General features: G+C 59.0%; 15 protein-coding genes. 7 read left to right on the forward strand and 8 right to left on the reverse strand.

The window, feature by feature from the left end:
* The first annotated feature begins 173 nt into the window (after window positions 1-173).
* From MWU38_RS07595 to MWU38_RS07605, 3 genes are read left to right on the forward strand one after another with little or no spacing between them, the layout of a single operon-like run.
* Window positions 174-2,282: a S9 family peptidase gene (locus tag MWU38_RS07595; protein WP_247271200.1), complete on the forward strand. Its 2,109-nt coding sequence runs from the start codon at window positions 174-176 to the stop codon at window positions 2,280-2,282.
* 40 nt (window positions 2,283-2,322) lie between these two features.
* A complete protein-coding gene (locus MWU38_RS07600; protein WP_247271201.1) occupies window positions 2,323-2,841 on the forward strand; it encodes a DUF2939 domain-containing protein in 519 nt (172 codons plus the stop codon).
* On the forward strand, window positions 2,838-3,239 hold the full coding sequence (locus tag MWU38_RS07605; protein WP_247271202.1) for an acyl-CoA thioesterase: 402 nt from the start codon (window positions 2,838-2,840) through the stop codon (window positions 3,237-3,239). Before MWU38_RS07600 ends, MWU38_RS07605 begins: the two co-directional genes overlap by 4 nt.
* A gap of 74 nt (window positions 3,240-3,313) precedes the next feature.
* Here the strand turns inward: MWU38_RS07605 and MWU38_RS07610 are convergent, their stop codons facing one another.
* The 5 genes from MWU38_RS07610 to MWU38_RS07630 form a co-directional block, all read right to left on the reverse strand.
* Complete coding sequence (locus MWU38_RS07610; protein ID WP_247271203.1) at window positions 3,314-3,946, reverse strand: GGDEF domain-containing protein; 633 nt, start codon at window positions 3,944-3,946, stop codon at window positions 3,314-3,316.
* A gap of 296 nt (window positions 3,947-4,242) precedes the next feature.
* Window positions 4,243-5,085 carry a nucleotidyltransferase family protein gene (locus MWU38_RS07615; RefSeq protein ID WP_247271204.1) on the reverse strand — a complete coding sequence of 281 codons (843 nt, stop codon included), beginning with the start codon at window positions 5,083-5,085 and terminating at the stop codon, window positions 4,243-4,245.
* A complete protein-coding gene (locus MWU38_RS07620) occupies window positions 5,082-6,518 on the reverse strand; it encodes an MmgE/PrpD family protein (protein ID WP_247271205.1) in 1,437 nt (478 codons plus the stop codon). Before MWU38_RS07620 ends, MWU38_RS07615 begins: the two co-directional genes overlap by 4 nt.
* Before the next feature lie 12 nt (window positions 6,519-6,530).
* Entirely contained in the window at window positions 6,531-8,930 is a 2,400-nt protein-coding gene (locus MWU38_RS07625) for a DNA translocase FtsK 4TM domain-containing protein (protein WP_247271206.1), read from the reverse strand.
* Window positions 8,931-9,116: 186 nt separating this feature from the next.
* Window positions 9,117-9,650 (reverse strand): thiamine phosphate synthase, encoded by a 534-nt coding sequence (locus MWU38_RS07630; RefSeq protein ID WP_247271207.1) that lies wholly within the window; start codon window positions 9,648-9,650, stop codon window positions 9,117-9,119.
* A gap of 23 nt (window positions 9,651-9,673) precedes the next feature.
* Here MWU38_RS07630 and MWU38_RS07635 point away from each other — a divergent pair, with 23 nt between their 5' ends.
* Window positions 9,674-10,336 carry a YggS family pyridoxal phosphate-dependent enzyme gene (locus MWU38_RS07635; protein WP_247271208.1) on the forward strand — a complete coding sequence of 221 codons (663 nt, stop codon included), beginning with the start codon at window positions 9,674-9,676 and terminating at the stop codon, window positions 10,334-10,336.
* The gene (locus MWU38_RS07640; RefSeq protein WP_247271209.1) at window positions 10,333-10,785 is read left to right on the forward strand and encodes a hypothetical protein; all 453 of its coding nucleotides are present in this window, start codon (window positions 10,333-10,335) and stop codon (window positions 10,783-10,785) included. The genes MWU38_RS07635 and MWU38_RS07640 overlap by 4 nt, the downstream gene beginning before the upstream one ends.
* A gap of 88 nt (window positions 10,786-10,873) precedes the next feature.
* Here MWU38_RS07640 and MWU38_RS07645 read toward each other — a convergent pair whose 3' ends face one another.
* The 3 genes from MWU38_RS07645 to MWU38_RS07655 all read right to left on the reverse strand — a co-directional run bounded on the left by MWU38_RS07645 (window position 10,874) and on the right by MWU38_RS07655 (window position 17,850).
* Window positions 10,874-13,171, reverse strand: coding sequence for a TonB-dependent receptor (locus tag MWU38_RS07645; protein WP_247271210.1), 2,298 nt, complete (start codon window positions 13,169-13,171; stop codon window positions 10,874-10,876).
* A 152-nt stretch (window positions 13,172-13,323) separates the two neighbouring features.
* Window positions 13,324-16,098, reverse strand: a complete 2,775-nt coding sequence (locus MWU38_RS07650; RefSeq protein WP_247271211.1) for a [protein-PII] uridylyltransferase — start codon at window positions 16,096-16,098, stop codon at window positions 13,324-13,326.
* 33 nt (window positions 16,099-16,131) lie between these two features.
* A complete protein-coding gene (locus MWU38_RS07655) occupies window positions 16,132-17,850 on the reverse strand; it encodes a class I adenylate-forming enzyme family protein (RefSeq protein WP_247271212.1) in 1,719 nt (572 codons plus the stop codon).
* A gap of 310 nt (window positions 17,851-18,160) precedes the next feature.
* Here MWU38_RS07655 and lgt point away from each other — a divergent pair, with 310 nt between their 5' ends.
* Complete coding sequence (gene lgt / locus MWU38_RS07660; protein ID WP_247271213.1) at window positions 18,161-19,069, forward strand: prolipoprotein diacylglyceryl transferase; 909 nt, start codon at window positions 18,161-18,163, stop codon at window positions 19,067-19,069.
* A gap of 80 nt (window positions 19,070-19,149) precedes the next feature.
* Window positions 19,150-19,490 (forward strand): hypothetical protein (locus MWU38_RS07665; protein WP_247271214.1); only part of this gene is annotated, 341 nt, incomplete at its 3' end.

A 19,490-nucleotide genomic window follows, 5' to 3' on the forward strand; every position in this document is an offset into this window, starting at 1 on the left:
CATTACAAGCGTCCTACATAGGCCCGAGGCCCGCCGCTTTCCAGCGAAGCCTTCGCCGTCACTTGGAGAACCCCATGTCGCAATCCCTGCGAACAGTCCTTACATCCGCTGCGGCCTGCGCCCTAGTCGCCGCGGGTCCTGCCTTTGCCAACACACACAAGGATGAGCGCTCAGTGCCAGAAAACACAGCTGCCACTCCCCCCGTCGCCGAAAAACGCGAGCACACATACACCCATCACGGGATCACGATTTCAGACCCCTATGACTGGCTCTATGACAAATCCTATCCCACCATCGATGACGAGGACGTGCTCGATTATGTGAAAGCCGAAAACGCCTATTTCGAGGCGAAGATGGCGGGGCAGAAGGATCTGACCGAGGCGCTCTTCACCGAAATGCGTGGCCGGATCAAAGAGGACGATTCCACCGTCCCGCAGCGCAACGGCGACTATCTTTACTGGTCCGAGTTCGAAGAGGGCTCCCAATATCGCAAGCACTATCGCAAACCAGTGGATGCGCCCGAGGACGCCGAACCGCAGCTGATCCTTGACCAGAACGAACTGGCTGAAGGGCTCGAGTATTTCCGCCTTGGCGCAATGAGCGTCAGCCGGAACGGGCGCTATCTAGCCTATTCGACCGACACCAACGGGTCGGAGCGTTACACCGCGCGGATCAAGGATCTGGAGACGGGCGACCATCTCGATGACGAGCTTACCGAGTTGCGCGGCGGGATCACCTGGGTCGCGAATGACACGGGGCTGGTTTACACGCCTTCCACCGAAGAATGGCGCAGCCTTGAAATCAAGCTGCACACCATTGGCGAGCCAACGACAAGCGATGTGACGCTCTACCTTGAAGAGGACCAGAGCTTCAGCGTTGGCGCAGGGCTCAGCGCACAAAAAGACTATCTCATCATTGCGAGCGGCGACAATGAGACAAGCGAGGTGCGCTTTGTTTCTGCCGACAACCCCACCGGTGAACTGACGCTTATCAAACCGCGCGAAAAGGGTGTCGAATACAATGTCGATATCCGTGAGGGCGAACTGTGGGTATGGACCAATGACGACCATATCAATTTTCGCCTCGCCAAAGCTGATCTTGCATCGCCTGCGACATGGGAGACGGTCATTGCGGGCTCGAACGATTTTTACCTCACCGATTTCGAGCTGTTCGAAGGCTTCCTGGTCACCGAAGGGCGTTTGAACGGCCTCGATCAGGTGCAGATCCGCCGTTATGACGCGCCGCTGGAGATCGAGCCGATCAGCTTTCCCGAGGCAAGCTATGATGCAGGCCTCGCCTACAACCCCGAATATGACCAGACGGTGCTGCGTCTTTCCTATGAAAGCATGGTCACGCCCGATACGGTCTATGACTACGATGTGGCGGCAAAGACGCTCACCACGCTGAAGACCCAGGAAATCCCGAGCGGCTATGACGCCGACCTCTACACCACTGAGCGTGTCGAAGTGGAAGCGCGCGATGGCACCATGGTTCCGGTCAGCATTGTGATGCGCAAGGACCGCGAGGAAATTCTCGCGAAGGCCGGCATCGAGGGTCCCGGGCCGCTGCATCTCTATGCTTACGGCGCTTATGGCTATGCCGTGCCGCCGGGCTTTTCGACCACGCGCCTTTCGCTCGTGGATCGCGGCTTTGCCTATGCCATTGCACATATCAGAGGCGGTGATGATTTGGGGCGGCGCTGGTATTTGGCTGGCAAGATGTTCGAGCGCACCAACACTTTCAACGACTTCGTCGATGCAGGGCGCGGACTGATCGCCAAAGGCTACACCGCCGAGGGGATGGTCACAGCTTCCGGCGGTTCGGCAGGCGGCGAATTGATGGGCGCGATCATCAATCAGGACCCTGCGCAATATGGCGCAATCGTGAGCCATGTGCCCTTCGTCGATGTGCTGAACACCATGCTCAACGAAGACCTGCCGCTCACGCCAGGCGAATGGCAGGAATGGGGCAATCCGATCACGAGCAAAGAGAGCTTTGCCTATATCCTTTCCTATTCGCCATACGATCAGGTGAAGGCACAGGATTACCCGCCCATGCTGGTCACCGCCGGTCTCAACGATCCGCGCGTCACCTATTGGGAACCTGCCAAGTGGGTCGCCAAGCTGCGCGACACCAAGACCGATGACAATCTGCTGCTCATGAAGACCAACATGGGTGCAGGCCACGGCGGTCAGTCGGGCCGGTGGAATGCCTTGAAGGAAACGGCCGAAGAATACGCCTTTATCCTTTGGCAGATGGGAATGACCGACGGCGCAAAATAGAAAATCGACCGGCCGCACAATGGTTCACAAGACAAAGAGCTTGGCATTATTTGCGAGCGTGCTGGCATTGCTTGCAGGGGTCACCTGGTATTTTGGCTCTCCCTATTATGCGCTTGCGCAATTCGACAGATCAAAAGATGACCTCCAAGGCATCAAAGAACTGTATGATCGCAAGGACCTGCGCAAAGGATTTGAGCGTCAGACAGGACCGGAGTTCGGGGCGCTGCCTCCGCCTCTTACAGCGGATAGCATTCTTGACGCCCTCGTCGCTCCAGAGGCGGTCCGGCTTTTGGTGATCGAACCCTATGGCGAATGGCAATTTGCAGCCGCTGATGGTCTTGACCCCGAAATCAAGCGACAAATGGGTTGGGATGAACACGATGACCCCTCCATGCCGCGGATCCTTGACACCACATCAAGCTGGAATATTGATCGGCAAGGTTATTCTGCGTTCATTGCGCGTCCAGCGGATAGCGATGGCGGGCATAGCTATCATTTCCGACGCGAGGGGTTTTCTTGGCGACTGCACACGATTGATCTATCGGAAGAGCTTCGATGACCCACCGCTTCACCAAAACCTTCACAGCCGAGCCTCATCACATTGATGAGCTCGGCCATGTGAACAATTCGGTCTGGGTTCAGTGGGTACAGGATATGGCGACCTCGCATTGGTCTGCGGTCGCTGATCCGCTCCACCAAGAACAATACTTCTGGGTCGTGATCCGCCACGAGATCGACTATCGCGGCAATATTGCAGAAGGCGAAAGCGCGACGGGCACGACCTGTATTCCGGACGATGCCAAGGGCGCAAAGTCGGTGCGCGTGGTCGAGTTTACCGATGCGCAAGGAAAGCAGTTGGTGAGCGCAAAAACCACATGGGCGATGCTCGACAGGGAAAGCGGACGTCTTGCTCGCGTGCGGCCCGAAGTGCTTGCACCCTTTCGTCAAGGCGATTGAGCCGCCGCGCTGTTCAAAATCGAACACCCCGGTTGGAAAAGCGCCAGGCCAAACGGTCTGGCAAAAGCGCCAGCTTAGGCAGCCACGTGGCCCCTGCTTGCGCTGTTCTGTTCGGCTGGCGCCGGTTCCCCGCCTAACATTGTCAGCCGCTCAAAACAGGTGCGATCCCGGCCCGCGGCCTTGGCATTTCGAAGCAACTGAGCGGCGCGTTCATAAAGCTCTTCGAAGCTGGACGCTTCAAAGCCCACGTCCGGAAATTCGATAAGCCCCATGCTCGCGGTCACCGGCTCCTCCAGGGCTGGAACGGCGCGCGCAATTTTCATGGGCAGTTTCTTTCGCAAGGCTTCTGCGCGGTAATAGGCATCGACCCCGCTAAGCAGGACGACGAATTCCTCCGCGCCATGTCGGATGGTCAGATAGTCGCGCCCTTCGCCGCCCTTGAGCGCATGGCCGCAAGCGGCCAGCACTTCGTCACCGACCTCACGACCGTGCCGGTCGTTGACCGCCTTGAAATTGTCGAGATCGATAAGCGCGAAAGTCTCGAACCCTTGCGCGCGCAAGGTCTCGAAACGCTCTTCAACCACATGGCGGTTCAAAAGCCCGGTGAGCGCATCGCGTTCGGATGAGACTTCCATCCCAGCGACCTTGTCGCGAACAGCATCGCGTTCACGGTGCACCGCCCAAAGCCGCCAGGCGACTGCCACCATAACGCCAATCGCAAGCAGAGTGATGAGAATAAAATAAAACTGCGGCGACGTCGCAGAAGTCGCCGGTCCCCCCAAGCTGGCCTTTGCCTGTGCGGGAAAGGCCAGAAATCCATTAACCAGCAAGGCAGTTGCCAGGCCGACTGGATTGAAAAAATGTCCCCATTGCATGGGCTTGCTATAGCCGAGCACTAGTTACTAGGCTCTTAAGTAGAAATAATAGGATTCAGACAGGCTATGCCTAAAAGTAAAACAGTGTAATATTTACAAGCCCGGACGGGATTAGTTGACCAGACTAATTACTGCTTCGTGTCCGCCTCGCGCCGTTTCTTCAGGATCGCCTCGGTGCGGGCAAAGTCGCCAGGATTGTCGACATCAATCGGCGCATCGGCAAATGGCATGCGCACCACCTTCACCTTAACGCCCCAGCGTTTGGCGAGATGCGCGGCCATGCCGTCAATCGTCGCGAGGGCGAATTTATACATCAGCATGAAGCGAAGCCCGAAAGCTTTCAGGATGCGCCGAGGCTGCTTTCCGAACTGGCCGCCTGTCTCGAACACCTTGGCAGCGGCAACCGCATCGGCGGAAGTGGCGGCGTAGAGATTGCAGCTCGACCACCCGCCGTCTTTCAATTCATGGAAAGCGCGTTTTCCGTCCGGATAGGCTTCGAGAATGGTCGATGCAGGTGTCATCGCGACCGCAACCTGAGCGCCAGAGCCAAGCGTTTCGGCGCAGAAATGGTCGAACATTTCCGAGGTGTGAAGCGCATTGTCGCCGGTTGAAACAACCAGCGGATAGGCGTCGGGTATGCTGTTTGCAGCGGTTTCGATGCTGGCAAACAGGTTTTCGCCCGCAGGCACGAATTTAAGGCGGCCTTCTTCCATCATCGCATCGAGATAAGGCACGCTGCGCATCAAATCTTCGCTTTCGATCGAGACGTAGATGTTGCCTGCATGGGCACTTTCGGCAATCTCGCGCACGACCCGCGCAAGCATCACTTCGCCATCGAGTTCGACGAGGCATTTGTGGCTTACATTCTGAAGCCTGGCGACCGCGTCCTGTGGCCCCGCGCGGCTTGCGGCGAGGATGAGAGCGGTGACTTTCCCCTGGCCAGAAGGGCTTTGGTCGGAAGTGGCGGTCATTTTTTACCTGCTGACAAGGACTGGGATTGCACCGAGCGCATCAATTGGCGCGCTGGCTTGGTGGGGTCAAGGTTTGTGAGCTGTGCAAGCAAACTCTCCGGTGCAAAGCCCCCTTTCGATTGGCATGCCGATGCAAGACACGTTTCAAGCTTCTGCCACAATTGCGCATCGGACATGGGATGCGCCTTGCTTCCCACGGGCATTTCGTGGTGACTTTCAAACGAACGCCCGTCCTTTAGTTTCATGTGCACCTGTGTGGGAAATTCGCTTTCGAGCTTTTCGACGTAATCCTTGGTGATCAAGGGCATAAGGGCACGCACCTCGGCGCGCTGGATCGCTTCGTGCTCGTAATCGCCAAGACCGACATCGCCGGAATGAAGTGCTGCGGCGAGACTGTATTCAAGGCTGAACTTCGCCTCGGCGGGGGTTTGCGGGTTCTCGTGCATCAGATTGCGCAGGTGCGCGGCAGGCGCGCGAATGTGCACACCTTCGACCATTTCGGCTGTGACGCTGTGCTCTTTCATCAACCCGATGACACCGTCGAGCGCGCGGTGCAGGCTCCCGCAGTTGGGGAAGCGTTTGATCTTGAGGCCGTGTTCAAGGATGTGCAGCGGCTCCCCCACACTGGCTGTGTCAAACCGCATGGTCTGGCCGTGTTCAGCCTTGCCTTGCATCGCGGCGGCGAGGTCTTCGACGTCCTGTCCCACCATGAGCGTGCGAAGCCCCGTGGGCCCTTCGAGCGTGTCACTTCCAGCGGTCACACCGCCCTGCGCCATAAGTGCAGCCTGCACCCCGCCGCTTGCAGCGAACCCTGCATGAATGGGCTTGGTGTCGGAGCCAAACTGGCTCATAAAACCGCCCGCTAGACTGGTGGAAAGCGAGATTGCGTGGGCTGCTTTTTGCGCATCAAGACGAAGGAGCCGCGCGCATCCGGCAGCAGCGCCAATCGCGCCCAACGTGCCGGTTGCATGCCAGCCCCGGCTGCGGTGAAACGGGTTCACCGCTTGACCCACTAGGCCCATGATTTGCAGGCCGACGATATAACCGTCAAACACATCGCCAAGGCTCGCATCTTCCGCCTCGGCCAGCGCGAGCAATGCCGGAATAAGCACAGCCGACGCATGGGCTTTTGCAGGGTCGAAATTATCATCGAAGTCGAGCGCGTGGGCGCAAGCGCCGTTGAAAAGGGCCGCGGTGGGCGCGGACAGTGTCTGCGCTTGGGCCACCGCTGTTGCACGGCCACTCCCCCAGTTTCTCACCACCGGCCAAAGCTTCGATGGCGCGCTGTCCGCAGCTCCCGGCACCATGCAGGCGACCGTGTCGATCAACGAACGCCTTGCGATATGCAGCGCATCCTCGGGCCAATCGCGCGGGGCGAGGGCCACCCAATTGGCATAGGCTAGGAGCGCAGGCGACGTTACGGAATCGGGCATAGATAAAGCCCTTTAGATCGGATTTCCGTCTTGGTCGCGGAAAATCTCGCGGCGGCCCACGTGGTTGGCAGGACCCACCAGCCCCTCGCTCTCCATGCGCTCGATCCATTTGGCAGCCGTGTTGTAACCAACGCCCATCTGACGTTGCAGCCATGAACCGGACGCTTTCTGGTTTTCGATCACGATCTGGCAGGCTTGGCGATATTTGCGCTCATCCGGATTGTCGGATGCGGTGAAATCGTCCTCGAAATTGAGGCCGCCTCCATCTTCGGGCTCTTCGGTGACGGCATCGACATATTCCGGCGCGCCTTGCGCCCGCCAGAAATCGGCCACCGCCTCGACCTCGTCATCGCTGACAAATGGCCCGTGCACGCGCACCGTGGCGCCGGTGTTAGGCTTGTAGAGCATATCGCCCTTGCCAAGCAGCTGTTCCGAACCCTGCTCACCCAGAATGGTGCGGCTGTCGATGCGGCTCGTCACCTTGAAGCTGATGCGGGTGGGCAGGTTGGCCTTGATAACGCCGGTGATGACATCAACCGATGGTCGCTGCGTTGCCATGATGAGGTGGATGCCGGCCGCGCGCGATTTTTGGGAAAGGCGCTGGATCAGGATCTCGATCTCCTTGCCCACGGTGACCATAAGGTCGGCAAGCTCGTCCACGATGAGGACGATCTGGGGCAGGGGCTCGTAATCGAGCTGTTCTTCTTCGTAGAGCTGCTCGCCCGTGTCCGGGTCGAACCCGGTCTGCACACGGCGGCCCAGCGGTTTGCCCTTGGCGGCTGCGGCGCGGACCTTTTCGTTGAAGCCCGACAGGTTTCTGGAGTTGATCGAGCTCATCATCCGATACCGGCGCTCCATCTCCTCGACCGCCCATTTGAGAGCCCGCACCGATTTGTGCGGCTCTGTCACCACGGGCGAAAGGAGGTGCGGGATATCATCGTAGGTTTTGAGTTCGAGCACCTTGGGATCGATCAGGATGAGGCGGCATTCCTCCGGCGTGAAGCGGTAGAGCAGCGACATGAGAATACAGTTGAGGCCGACCGATTTACCCGAACCGGTTGTCCCTGCGACGAGCAGGTGAGGCATGGCGGCAAGGTCCGCGACGATCGGCTCGCCCGCGATATCCTTGCCCAGAATGATCGGCAGCGCGCCCTTGCTATCGGCAAAGTCGGCGCAGGCGGCGAGTTCTTTCAGGGCCACCATCTGGCGATCCTTGTTGGGAAGCTCGATACCCATGACCGTCTTGCCGGGAATAGGCGACACGCGTGCGGAAATCGCGCTCATATTGCGGGCGATGTCTTCGGCAAGGCCAATGACGCGGCTCGCCTTGATGCCGGGCGCTGGTTCCAATTCGTACATGGTGACCACCGGGCCGGTGCGAACCGCGGTGATTTCACCCTTCACGTTGAAATCGTCGAGCACATTTTCGAGAAGCCGCGCGTTGCGTTCAAGCGCAAGCTTGTCGAGCTTGGGTGCGTTGTCCTCCGGCGCGTCGGCGAGAAGATCAAGGCTCGGCAATTCGAAGTTTGCGAACATATCGCGCTGGTTCTTCTTGGTTGCCGGATTGGCGCGCTTGGGCGGAGCAGACGGGTCGCTGATTTCGGGCGATCGGCGCGGGGCCGGCTCGTCCTTGGGTTCGACCTTGGATTGACGACGCGACTTGGACGCAGGCGCTGCGATGGCATCGTCTTCATCGACAAATGCAAGTGCGGGCTCTTTCGCCCCGCCAAAGGGCAAGCGCGCCATGATTGCACCTGCGACAGAGGAGTTTCCGACGAAATCGGGCAGGGTCATGAGCGCGCGCCAGTCGATGGCGAAAATACGGGTCAACAAGATTGTGCCGCCTGCCAGGCATAGCAACGCTGCGACAAGTGTGACCCAGCCCGATGCGCTTTCGCCAAAGCGCGAGGCCACCGCCTCAATCGCGCCTGCACCCAGCAAACCCGAGACACCGCCCAATTGCGCCGGAAGCGATCCCGCTGATGTCTCAAAGGCAAGCGCCATGACTGTGCCCAACAGCACCATCGCGATCAGCAAAAGCCCAGTGGGAAGCCACCAGCGGGTGCGCTCTCCCTCTTCGGTGTCGAGTTCCACCGCGCGCCACAATTTTCGCGCCGAAATATAAAGCAGGGGCAGGAGCAATACGCCCGGAAGCCCAAACGCAAACAGCACGCGGTCCGCTGCCCATGCACCCCAGCTTCCCATCCAGTTGCTCACCTGCGAAGGGTCGGCGGCGGTCGATGGGCTGGGGTCGGTTTGCGTGTAGCTGGCAAGGGCAAGCGCCAGAAACGCCATGCCAAGCAAAAGCACACCGGCGCCCGTCATCTGAAGCGAGCGGCGAATGCTGCGACGAAGGCCAATGCGCCAGTCTGCTTGTGTAGGCTTGCGGGTGCTCACTGCTCGGGTCGCCATTGGGCGCTCCATTGTCTGGGAATTAATGAGAACACACCATGAATCCTCCCGGGACTCCGGTCAACCCAAGAGCGTTATTTGGAAGGCCTCAAGCGCCGGCATTCGCATCCGCTCATTTGGCTATCCTCGCTTTGCTGCGGGCGGTGCGCCTGTCATTCGTGGCGCCCTTGCGGCCCTGCGGGCCGTTTAGCTGAGCCCGTCAATCGCGGCCCAACGCGGCCATTGGAGCGAGCGGGCGCGCGCCGCAGTCATTCCGCCAAGTGCAATAACGGGTGCAAGCGAATGCCGGGCGAGCAGGCGAAAGCGCGCAGGGCCGAGCGTCTCGCTTCCCGGGTGGGAATTGGTGGCGAACACCGGAGAGATAAGCACCGCGTCGGCCCCAAGCCGGTTTGCAAGGCCAAGCTCTTGCATATCGTGCGCGGTGGCGAGGTGAAGCAAGCCATCGCGCCGGGGCCAGAGCGAGCGCGGGCTCCCGTAAATACCGTCCGCTCCCCATTCTTTCGCCGTGATCGCGCTGTCAGAAAGGATCACCGTATGACCGAAGCCTCGCGCTGCATGGCGAAGTTTGCAAAATCGCTCCCAACGCGCCGGACCGGGCAGGTGATAGTGGCGATAGATAAACCCGCTTTGTCGCGGCAGGCTGGCCAGCGAAGCCTCAAGCGTGTCATCATTCCGCTCGTCAGAGATCAGCCAGATCAAGGGAAGAGTTGAGTTTCGCACAGCCAAGCTATAGCGGCACTCCCATGGAAAGTGCAGCCGATAAACTCGAAAGTGTTCGCGCCAACATTGCCCGCATGTGCAAGCCTGCGCGGCGCAAGCCCGAGGATGTGACCCTGATCGCGGTCAGCAAGACGCATCCTGCTGAATGCATCACGCCGCTGCTGGAAGCCGGACACCGCGTCTTTGGCGAAAACCGGGTGCAGGAAGCGGCTGGAAAGTGGCCCCGATTGCGAGAAGAATACCGTGATGTGGAGCTGCACCTGATCGGACAGCTTCAGTCGAACAAGGCGGAAGAGGCGGTGGAGTTGTTCGATTATATCCACTCGCTTGATCGACCCAGCCTGTTGAAGGCTCTGGCGAAAGCGATGGAAAAGACGGGCAGGCGCGTGCCGTGCTTTGTGCAAGTCAACATCGGGGATGAAGAGCAGAAGGGCGGGTGCCCGATTGCAGAGGTCCCACAGTTCCTCGAAAAAGTGCGCGGCGCCGACATTCCCGTTGCCGGCCTGATGTGCCTGCCGCCTTCCGATATTGAGGCAGCGCCCTTCTTTGCGTTTCTCGCAAAGCTTGCGAAGGATAACGGGGTAGAGGGCCTCTCGATGGGCATGAGCGGCGATTATGAAACCGCGGTTCAACTGGGCGCAACCCATGTGCGGGTGGGCACGGCATTGTTTGGTACGCGCGGATGAGTGAGGGCGCGCAAGCCTTCATAGATCGCTGGCGCCCGGTCCTTGAAAGCGGCGCGCTCGTCAAATTCGCTTACGGCCCGCGCGCATCGATGACTGGCAACCATTGCGAGATGGCAGACCGGCTTGTCGCCACGCTTGGCCTGAAACAGATCGGTTTCAATTGGGAGCTTCTCGACCCGAACGCCCCGGAAGGCGAACCTCGCTCTGGCATGGGCGAGTTGATGAAAGCGCTTACTCAGAATCTTGCCAACCCAAGCCAGCCCTGGCTGAGCGAGCCGCAAGCGCGTGAATGTGCAGAAGGCTTTTTCGGCTTGTTCGACACCGCCACGATGACGCTTGTCTCCAATCGTTATGACGGCCTGTGGAACCCTATCGCCGGCGGATCGACCGAGTGGGGGTTCGTCGGGTTTGACGACAAGCTGAGCGTCCTATTGCTCCTTGCTGACTAGCACCTGGATTTACTTTCGAAAGACAAAGAAAAAGGGCGCCGCCGTTGCCGACGAGCGCCCCTTTTGCGTTTGGTTTATCGAGTAAAGCTTAGAACTCGAAAAGAGCCTCAACCCCGACGTTGCGACCACGTTGCAGCGGCGAGAACGTGCCGCCAGCAGGGCGATCGGCAAACGGACGAGGCGTGCCGGTGCTCAACGGACCGCCAAATGGCAGCTGGGTGTCACCGCCCACTTGCACTTCGTCAAGCAGGTTGCGGCCATAGACCGACAGGCTGAAGCCATCGACTGGTGTGTTCCAGGTGATGTTGGCTTCGAGGTTGCTGGTGTCCTGAACAAAACCGAAGTTGTTGTCGGTGTAAGCAAACTCGTCGCGATACTGGAAGTTCACGCGGGTTACGATGTCGCTGTTGCCGAGGAACAGTTCGTGGATGAAGCCCACACCCCAGGTGAATTCGGGGACACGTGGCAGGGCAAGGTCAAGGTCTGCATCGTTGATGACGCCATCGCTCGAAATGTCGAAGAGCACTTCGTCGTAGCTTGCGTCGATGATGCCGACATTGGCCGTCACGATCAGATTGTCGTCAAGCCGCATCTGCGCTTCGCCCTCGACCCCGAGGATGGTCGCATCCGCGGTGTTGAGGATGTTCTGTACAACACCAGAGCCAGGGTCAGCGAGGTTCACTTCGCGCTGCATATCCTTAATCTTGGTGACGTAACCGGCAACGTTCAGTGTGAGCGCGCGGTCAGCGGTCTGGAATTTACCGCCGATTTCGAAGTTATCGACCTGCTCTTCGTCGAAGAACAAGGTGCCGGTCGCCGCAACAGCGCGGTCGAACACGGGTACGTTCGTGATGCGGAAGTTGTAACCGCCCGAACGGAAACCACGGGTCCAGTGACCATAAACCTGGCTGTCATTGAACTCATACTGAAGGCCGAGTTTGGGTGACAGGTTGCGGAAGCGAACGCTGTCGGTGAAACCGTTGCCTTCGGTCGGAATGAACGGGTTGGCGCCTGTCGTTGGGCAGGTTTCGCCAACTACCGAGCATTCAGGACGCGGACGCACATAAGTCACTGCGGCGTCTTTTGTTTCCTGGCTCCAGCGAAGGCCGGCGATGATCGAAAGTGCGTCGGTCACGAAGAATTGGCCATTGGCAAAAACGCCGAGCACTTCGTGATCCTGACGGCCACCACCGAAGAATTGCGGCGCATTGATGATGCGACGCGATTCGTCATAGGCAAGCGTCTGATCGAAGTAGAAACCACCAACAGTCAGATCAAACGCGCTAGTCGAAACTGCATAGCGCAGTTCGTTTGAAATCTGATCCTGATCGGTGATCGTGTCCGAATGGAACAGCGGAGCGGTGGTCGCATCGATATCTGCATCGGTTGCCGCGCTGTAATCGCGATAGCCGAAGATATTGGTCAGCGTGCCCGGACCAATGTCCCATTCTGCGGTCAGCGAGGTCGTAAGGATCTCGGTGTCGTAGAAACCGGCATTGTCGATCGCGAAATCGAAGCTGTTGCGATCAAAGATACCGCGGTTCTGGCCGTTTGGACCATCGCCATTGGAATCGAAATAGTCGACCTTACCCGTCAGCGTCAGGTCGCCAAGCCGCGCCTCAAGAGCGCCGCGAAGGATATAGGTTTCCGCCTGGCTGAAGTTTGAGTTGTCGAACAGGTTTTTGAAGTAGCCGCGGTCGTTGTTGTAATAACCAGCCACTTTGAAAAGCAGAGTGTCTTCGATGATCGGACCCGAAAGCACGCCTGATGCGGTGTAGTTTTCACCGCCACGACCACCATCGACAGGTCCGTCAACAGCGACGCGGAACTTGCCGCTCAGCTCTTCGGTCGGGCTGCTGGTGTTGAGGACAACCGCGCCGCCCGTCACGTTGCGGCCGAACAGAACGCCTTGTGGTCCGCGCAGGATTTCAACGCTTTCAAGGTCGAAGATGTCGAATACGACGCCGCCATTGATGCCGAGGTAAACCCCGTCCACGAACACGCCGACAGTCGGGTCGATCGAGGGGATGGACGAGTTGATGCCAAGACCACGGATCGAGAAGTTTGCGGTGCCGCGGCTGGTCCCGACTTGGTCGAGCGAGACGTTTGGCGCCTGGAAGGTCAGACCTTGAACGTCGCGCACCTTGAAGGCGTCGAGCGTATCGGCGTTGAAAGCCGTAATCGCGAGAGGCACGTCCTGCACGTTCTCGGGGTCTTGTGTTTTTGTGCCGGTGACAACGATGTTGCCGATCGCATCAAGAGAGCTTGTACGCTCCTGTTCTTCTTGATCGGGTGTGGCAGTTTCTTGCGCGAAGGCAGCTTGAGGGGCAAGCACCATGCCGGCGCCAAGAAGCGCCAACGCACGCAGCGAGGTAAATGAACGCATTTATTTCTCTCCCAAATAGGTTCAATTTGCGGGACCTATTTAGGCAGACGGCGGTTTTTACAAGCCCGTGCCGATGAAAAACGCTCAGAAAGCGACGAATTTTGTGACCCGGTGAAGTTTTGCAACACGTTGTAACGCAATCGGAGTGATTGCTAGGCCTGTTCAAGCTCCAGTTGCCGTTCATCGCTCGCCGCTTCGAGCAGCATTGCCTCGATCTCCGCCAATCGGTCAGTCTGCGTCACCTTGCCGCCGGTGAGGTCGGTCACGTAAAACGTATCCGCTGCGCTTTCTCCATAGGCAGTAATGTGGGCCGATTGGACAATCAGGTTGCACCGGAAAAGCGAATGCGCGAGGCGGTTGAGAAGCGCTGGGCGGTCCCTCGCGGTGACCTCGATCACAGTAAAGTGGTTCGAGGCATTGTTGTCGAAATTGACGGTCGGCGCGACCGTGAAGGTCTTGGAACGGGAATGCGGCAGGGGCCTTGCGGCGAGCTTTGGCACCAATTCGACATTGGCCAGGAGCGCATCGCGAATGGCTTGCTTCAATCGCTCGATCTGTAACGCTTCGCTAAACGGCGCAGCGTTCAGATCCTGAACAAGGAAATTGTCGATCGCATAACCGTTCATGGCGGTGTGGATGCGCGCATCGATGATGTTGGCGCCTGCCAGATGGATCCCGCCAGCGATCCGGTAAAACAGACCCGGATGGTCAGCGGCAATGACGCTGACCAAGGTGGCGCCGCGCTCTTCATCGACTTCGCAATGGATCGACAACTGGTCGTCAATTTCGCGCGCAACAGCGTATTGGACAAGGTTCTTGGCGATGATGTCTTCAGGCTCTGCGATCCAGTACGCATCGGCCAGAAGGTCGCCGACCTCGTCTGTGAGATGGCTCTTTTCGCCGAGGATCTCGCGCACCGCCTCCTTGCGCGCAGCGACCCTCTGGGCACGGCCGGTGCGCTTGTGACCCAGACGCAACCGCTCTTGCGCGGCATCATAAAGTTCACCGATCAGCTGCCCCTTCCAGCTGTTCCAGGTGCCCGGCCCCACTGCGCGAATGTCGACGCAGGTAAGGATCGAAAGATTACGTAGCCGCTCGACCGTTTTCACTTCGGCGACAAAATCCTCGATCGTCTTGGGGTCGGTAAGGTCACGCTTTTGCGCGGTCGAACTCATCAGGAGGTGTTGCAGGATAAGCCATGCGACAAGCTCTGTCTCTTTCGCATCCAGACCAAAGCGCGGGCAAAGCTTGTACGCTATCTGGGCGCCGATAACCGAGTGGTCGCCGCCGCGCCCCTTGCCGATATCATGCAGGAGCACAGCAACAAAAAGCGCGCGGCGTGAGGCGACCTTGTGAATCTGTTTGGTGGCGCGCGGGTGATCTTTTTGAAGCATGCCGCGCTCGATCTGGCTTAGCAGGCCAATGGCGCGGATCGTGTGTTCATCGACTGTGTAGTGATGATACATGTCGAACTGCATCTGTGCATTGACCCGGCCAAAATCGGGGACGAAACGGCCAAAGACGCCCGCCTCGTTCATCCACCTAAGCGCGCTTTCAGGGTCCTTGCGGCCGCACAAAAGGTCGAGGAAAAGCGCATTGGCGCGGGCATCTTTCCTGACGGTTTTGTCGATCAGCTTGGAATCGCGGTCCGCCTGGCGCATCGTGTCGGGATGCACCTCGACCCCTTCGGCCTCTGCGATCTGGAAGACTTCGATCAGACGCACAGGGTCTTCGGCAAACCAGTTGTCGCCCGGCGCCCTGATCCGCCCGCTTTCGATGCGATAACCCTTGAGGGTGCGCGGCTTGGCTTTCCATCCTGCAAAGAACCCGCTCGCCACGCTCTTCTTGCCAAAGTTGGCCTCAAGCTGTGAGAGGAAGACGCCGGTGAGGTGGCCGACCCGCTTTGCCTGCATGAAATAGTACTGCATGAAGCGCTCAACCGCGCTTTTGCCGGGGCGATCGGCAAAGTTCATCGCCTCTGCCACCTGGCGTTGCAGATCGAAGGTCAGACGGTCTTCCGCGCGTCCCGTGATCGTGTGCATATGACAGCGCACTGCGAGCAAGAAGCCCTCGGCGCGGCGGAAGCTGCGATATTCGGACTTTGTGAAAAGCCCCATTTCGACCAGTTCAGCCGCGCTCTCGACCCGGTGCATGAATTTGCCGATCCAATAAAGTGTCTGAAGGTCGCGAAGACCGCCTTTGCCGTCCTTGACGTTAGGCTCGACGACATAGCGGCTGTCGCCCATACGCTTGTGCCGGGCATCGCGCTCGTCGAGCTTCTGCGCGTGAAACTCGCGCTCCTTGCCACGCACAACATCGGCCCAGAACCGCTGGCGCAGCTCCTCGTAAATATCCTGATCGCCCCAGATCAGGCGCGCTTCGAGCAGGGCGGTGCGGATGGTGAGATCCTCTTTCGCCATGCGCATGGTGTCGCTGATCGTGCGGCTGGAATGGCCGACCTTGAGGCCCAGATCCCACAGGAGATAGAGCATCGCCTCGATCACCTGCTCGCACCAGGGCGAGCGTTTCATCGGGGTGATAAAGGCAATATCCACATCGGAATGCGGCGCCATCTCCGCTCGGCCATATCCGCCCACCGCGAGCACTGAAAGCCGCTCTGCCATGCTGCGATTGGCCACCGGAAATACATGGGTCACCACGTAATCATAGATGACCCGGACCAGTTGATCGGTCAGGAACGCAAAGCCCAGCGTGATCTCGTGGCCTGCCGATGGCTTGTCGGTCAGGCGCTGCTCAAGCTCTGCGTGCCCCGCCTCCAGAGCGCGTTTAAGTTCGGCAAGTACATGCGGGCGCGACTTGTCGCCAAATTCATCAACCAAGCTATCGACTACAGCTGTAGTCGAGCGCCTGTCAAAGATCGCGCGCTGACGGGGGACGCGGCGACTGGATGACGACCAGTAGCTCATGCGCCGCGCCCCGTCAGGCAAAAGAGACGCAGATCAGGCAGCAGTGAGCTGCTCTGTGTACTGTGCGCGCAAAAGCTTCTTGTCGATCTTCTGCGTTCCAAGGCGGGGGAGAGCTTCATCGACAACCCAGATATGCTCTTCGAGCGGAACCTTGAAGGGGGCAATGCGAGAAAGCAGGAATTCGCGAAGTTCGCCCGGTGTCATCGGACCGCTGTCTTCCTTCACATTGAAGACGCAAGCCGGCACTTCGCCCATGCGATCATCGGGCAGGCCGAAGACCGAACATTCGGCAATATCGCTGTGTGCGTAGATCGCATCCTCGACCTCGATGCAGGTGATGTTTTCACCGCCGCGAATGATGATGTCCTTCTTGCGATCGACGATGTAGAGATATTCGTCCTCGTCGATATAGCCAAGGTCGCCCGTGCGGAAGAACTGGTCGTCGGTGAAGGCCGCTTTGGTCGCCTCTTCATTGCGCCAATAGCCGCGGAAATTGGCGACGGAGCGGATGCACACCTCGCCAATGCTTCCTTGAGGCACCGGCTTGCCGTCATCATCGAGGATTGCGAGTTCGACCAGCGGACGCGAGGCACGGCCGGTTGAACCCGGCTTTGCGATATAGTTCTCGTTGAAGTTACCGCAGCCAACCGCATTCGTTTCGGTAAGGCCATAACCCAGAAGCGGGAAGCCGCCGGGAAAGGCTTTCTTGATGCGCGTGACGTGCTCAACCGGACGCGGCGCACCGCCCGCGGCAAAGCTTTTGCACGACGACAGATCATATTGATCAAGGTCGGGATGCGTCGCGATCTCGTAGCTCATCAGCGGCACGCCAACGAAATAGGTGACCTTTTCGTGCGCCATCAACTGGATTGCGTGGAGCGCGTCCCACTTGGGCATCAACACCAGCTTGCGGGCAATCGCGAAGGATTGAAGGAACAGCGGAATGGCGCCTGTGACGTGGAACAATGGCACTGCGACCAGAGCGCACGGCTGCGCGCTTACGTCCTCGCCTTTTTTCTCAAGCAGGACCTTGGCCATCGCGCTTTGTGCGACATAATTCATAATGCCGGCAACCACGCCGCGATGGTCGGAATAGGCGCCCTTGGAATTGCCGGTGGAACCCGAGGTATAAAGAATGGTCGCCAGATCATCAGGGCCGAGCGAACCGAGAATTTTCATCGCCGCCGATGTTTCGAAGCTTTCCGGCACGCTCCAGACATTGGCAAGGCCTTGGGGCGGGGCGGTGTGTTCGATCATCACGATCTTTGCCGAATGATCGGTGCCCTCAAGCCGGGCGGCACGTCCGTCGTCGGCCAGCACCAGCTTACATTCGGCAAGGCGGATGCCATAGGCAAGCTCTTCGCCGTTCCAGAAACCGTTGAGCAGCGTTGCGCAGCCGCCGGCCATGGTAATGCCCATGTAAGCGATCATCCAGGTTGCCGAATTGCGTGCGGCAATCCCGATACGGTCGCCGGTTTTCACGCCGTGGTCTTCGACCAGCCCCTCGGCCACGCATACGGCCGCCTGATAGGCTTCGCCAAAAGTCAGCCTGAGATCGCCGTCGACGATAAAAGGCACATCCTTGTGTTCATTGCAGAAGTGGGCGAAGAAATGCGCCAGAGTAGGCGGTGCAACGGTGAAGGTCGGCATTGTCACGCCGTCGCGTTCAAAATCACTGGTGTGGAACGGCTGACCTTCTTCGGTCAGCGCAGCGATGATCGCCTCAAGTGCATTGTCCAGCTCGGTGGCCATGCGTTTCTCTCTCCTCTTTGCCTCGCGCGTGGCGAGTGCCATTGATCCCTCGGGCCAAGCGGCCCCTTCTTGCCCCCTGTGGCCGAAATGATCCGCGCGGTCCAGATGATCCGCGCGGTCAAATTTGGCCGATACGGCTCATGTCCGCCATACGCGCGCCTGGCAAGTAGGCCGCATGGCGCAGCGGCTCACCCTTTTTGCGATAAAGGGCTTTGAGTAAAGCTCTTTGCGTAAAGAGTGCGGTGTGCCACAAGCCGCTCGAAATATGTTTGCCTAACCGGCGTTGCTGTATCTTTAAGAGGTTCCCTTCGTGCTGTCACTACTTGCTGCGGGCGCAGGCTCGGTCGATCCGATCTATTGGTCAGACCTCGGGATGCGGCCCTATCTGTTCGAGATCGGCTCGTTCCAGCTGCGCTTCTATTCGCTGGCCTATCTGATCGGCGTGATCTTTGCCTATTGGCACACGTCAAAGGCGATCAAGACACCCGGCGCCCCGATGGCGCAGCGCCACGTCGATGACCTTTTCTTCTACTGCACGCTCGGCGTGATCCTGGGCGGCAGGCTCGGCTATGCCGCCTTTTACACCGGCGGCGATACCGGCATCCCGTCGGCCTTCACCGATTTTTCAGGCGACGGGTTTGTCAGCTGGAAGCTTTTGCGGATGTGGGATGGCGGCATGAGCTTTCACGGCGGGCTTATCGGTGTCGGCGTTGCGATGCTGTGGGTGTCGTGGCGCGGCAATCTCAATTTCCTGCGCGTGTGCGATTATGTCTCGGTCAGCGTGCCGATGGGCATGATGCTGGGACGGCTTGCCAATTTCAACAATGGCGAGCTTTGGGGCCGTGTTTCCGATGTGCCCTGGGCGATGGTGTTTCCGCGCGCGGGTGAAGTCGCCCGTCACCCGAGCCAGCTTTACCAGGCGGGGCTCGAAGGATTGCTGCTGCTGATCGTGATGATGCTGCTCTTCTGGAAGACCAAAGCGCGCTTTCGCCCCGGTCTTTTGGTGGGCGTGTTCGTCGCCGGGATCGGTGCAGCGCGCTTCTTTAACGAATTTTTCCGCGAACCGGACACACAATTGGCTGACTTAGTGGTGCAAACTGGGTTATCGATGGGCCAATGGCTAAGCATACCGCTGATAGTGACCGGATTGATTGTCGTGATTTACGCAATGACACGCCGCCCCGTGGGAACGGGAGCGGGCGCGACGCCGGCAGCCTAGGCAATTGGGGCCGAATTACGCTTACAGTTGAAAGGTGCACCTCGCTCAGGCTGATCGAGCCTGACGGGACCTGCACGCTTGTGCCCGTTGACCGGGCGGGCGCGGGCGATGATTCGAACGCGGCCGGGACGAAAGCTGCGGCGAAGCGGGCGGCGGACGCGCAGGCGAAAGCTGAGGCAGAGGCTGAGGCGAAAGCCAAGGCGCAGGCCGAAGCCGAGGCAAAACGCCGCGAAGAAGAAGCGCGCGCAAAGGCGAAAGCTGAAGCGGAGGCTAAAGCCAAGGCAGAGGCTAAAGCTAAGGCAGAGGCCAAGGCGAAACGCGAAGCGGAGGCAAAGGCCCGCCGCGAAGCTGAGCAAAAGGCCAGAGAACACGCTCGCGAAGAAGCCAAGCGCAAAGCCAAGGCAGAGGCCAAGGCCAAGGC

The organism is Qipengyuania sp. S6317L1 (assembly GCF_023015615.1).
In the GTDB taxonomy this organism is placed as follows: domain Bacteria; phylum Pseudomonadota; class Alphaproteobacteria; order Sphingomonadales; family Sphingomonadaceae; genus Erythrobacter.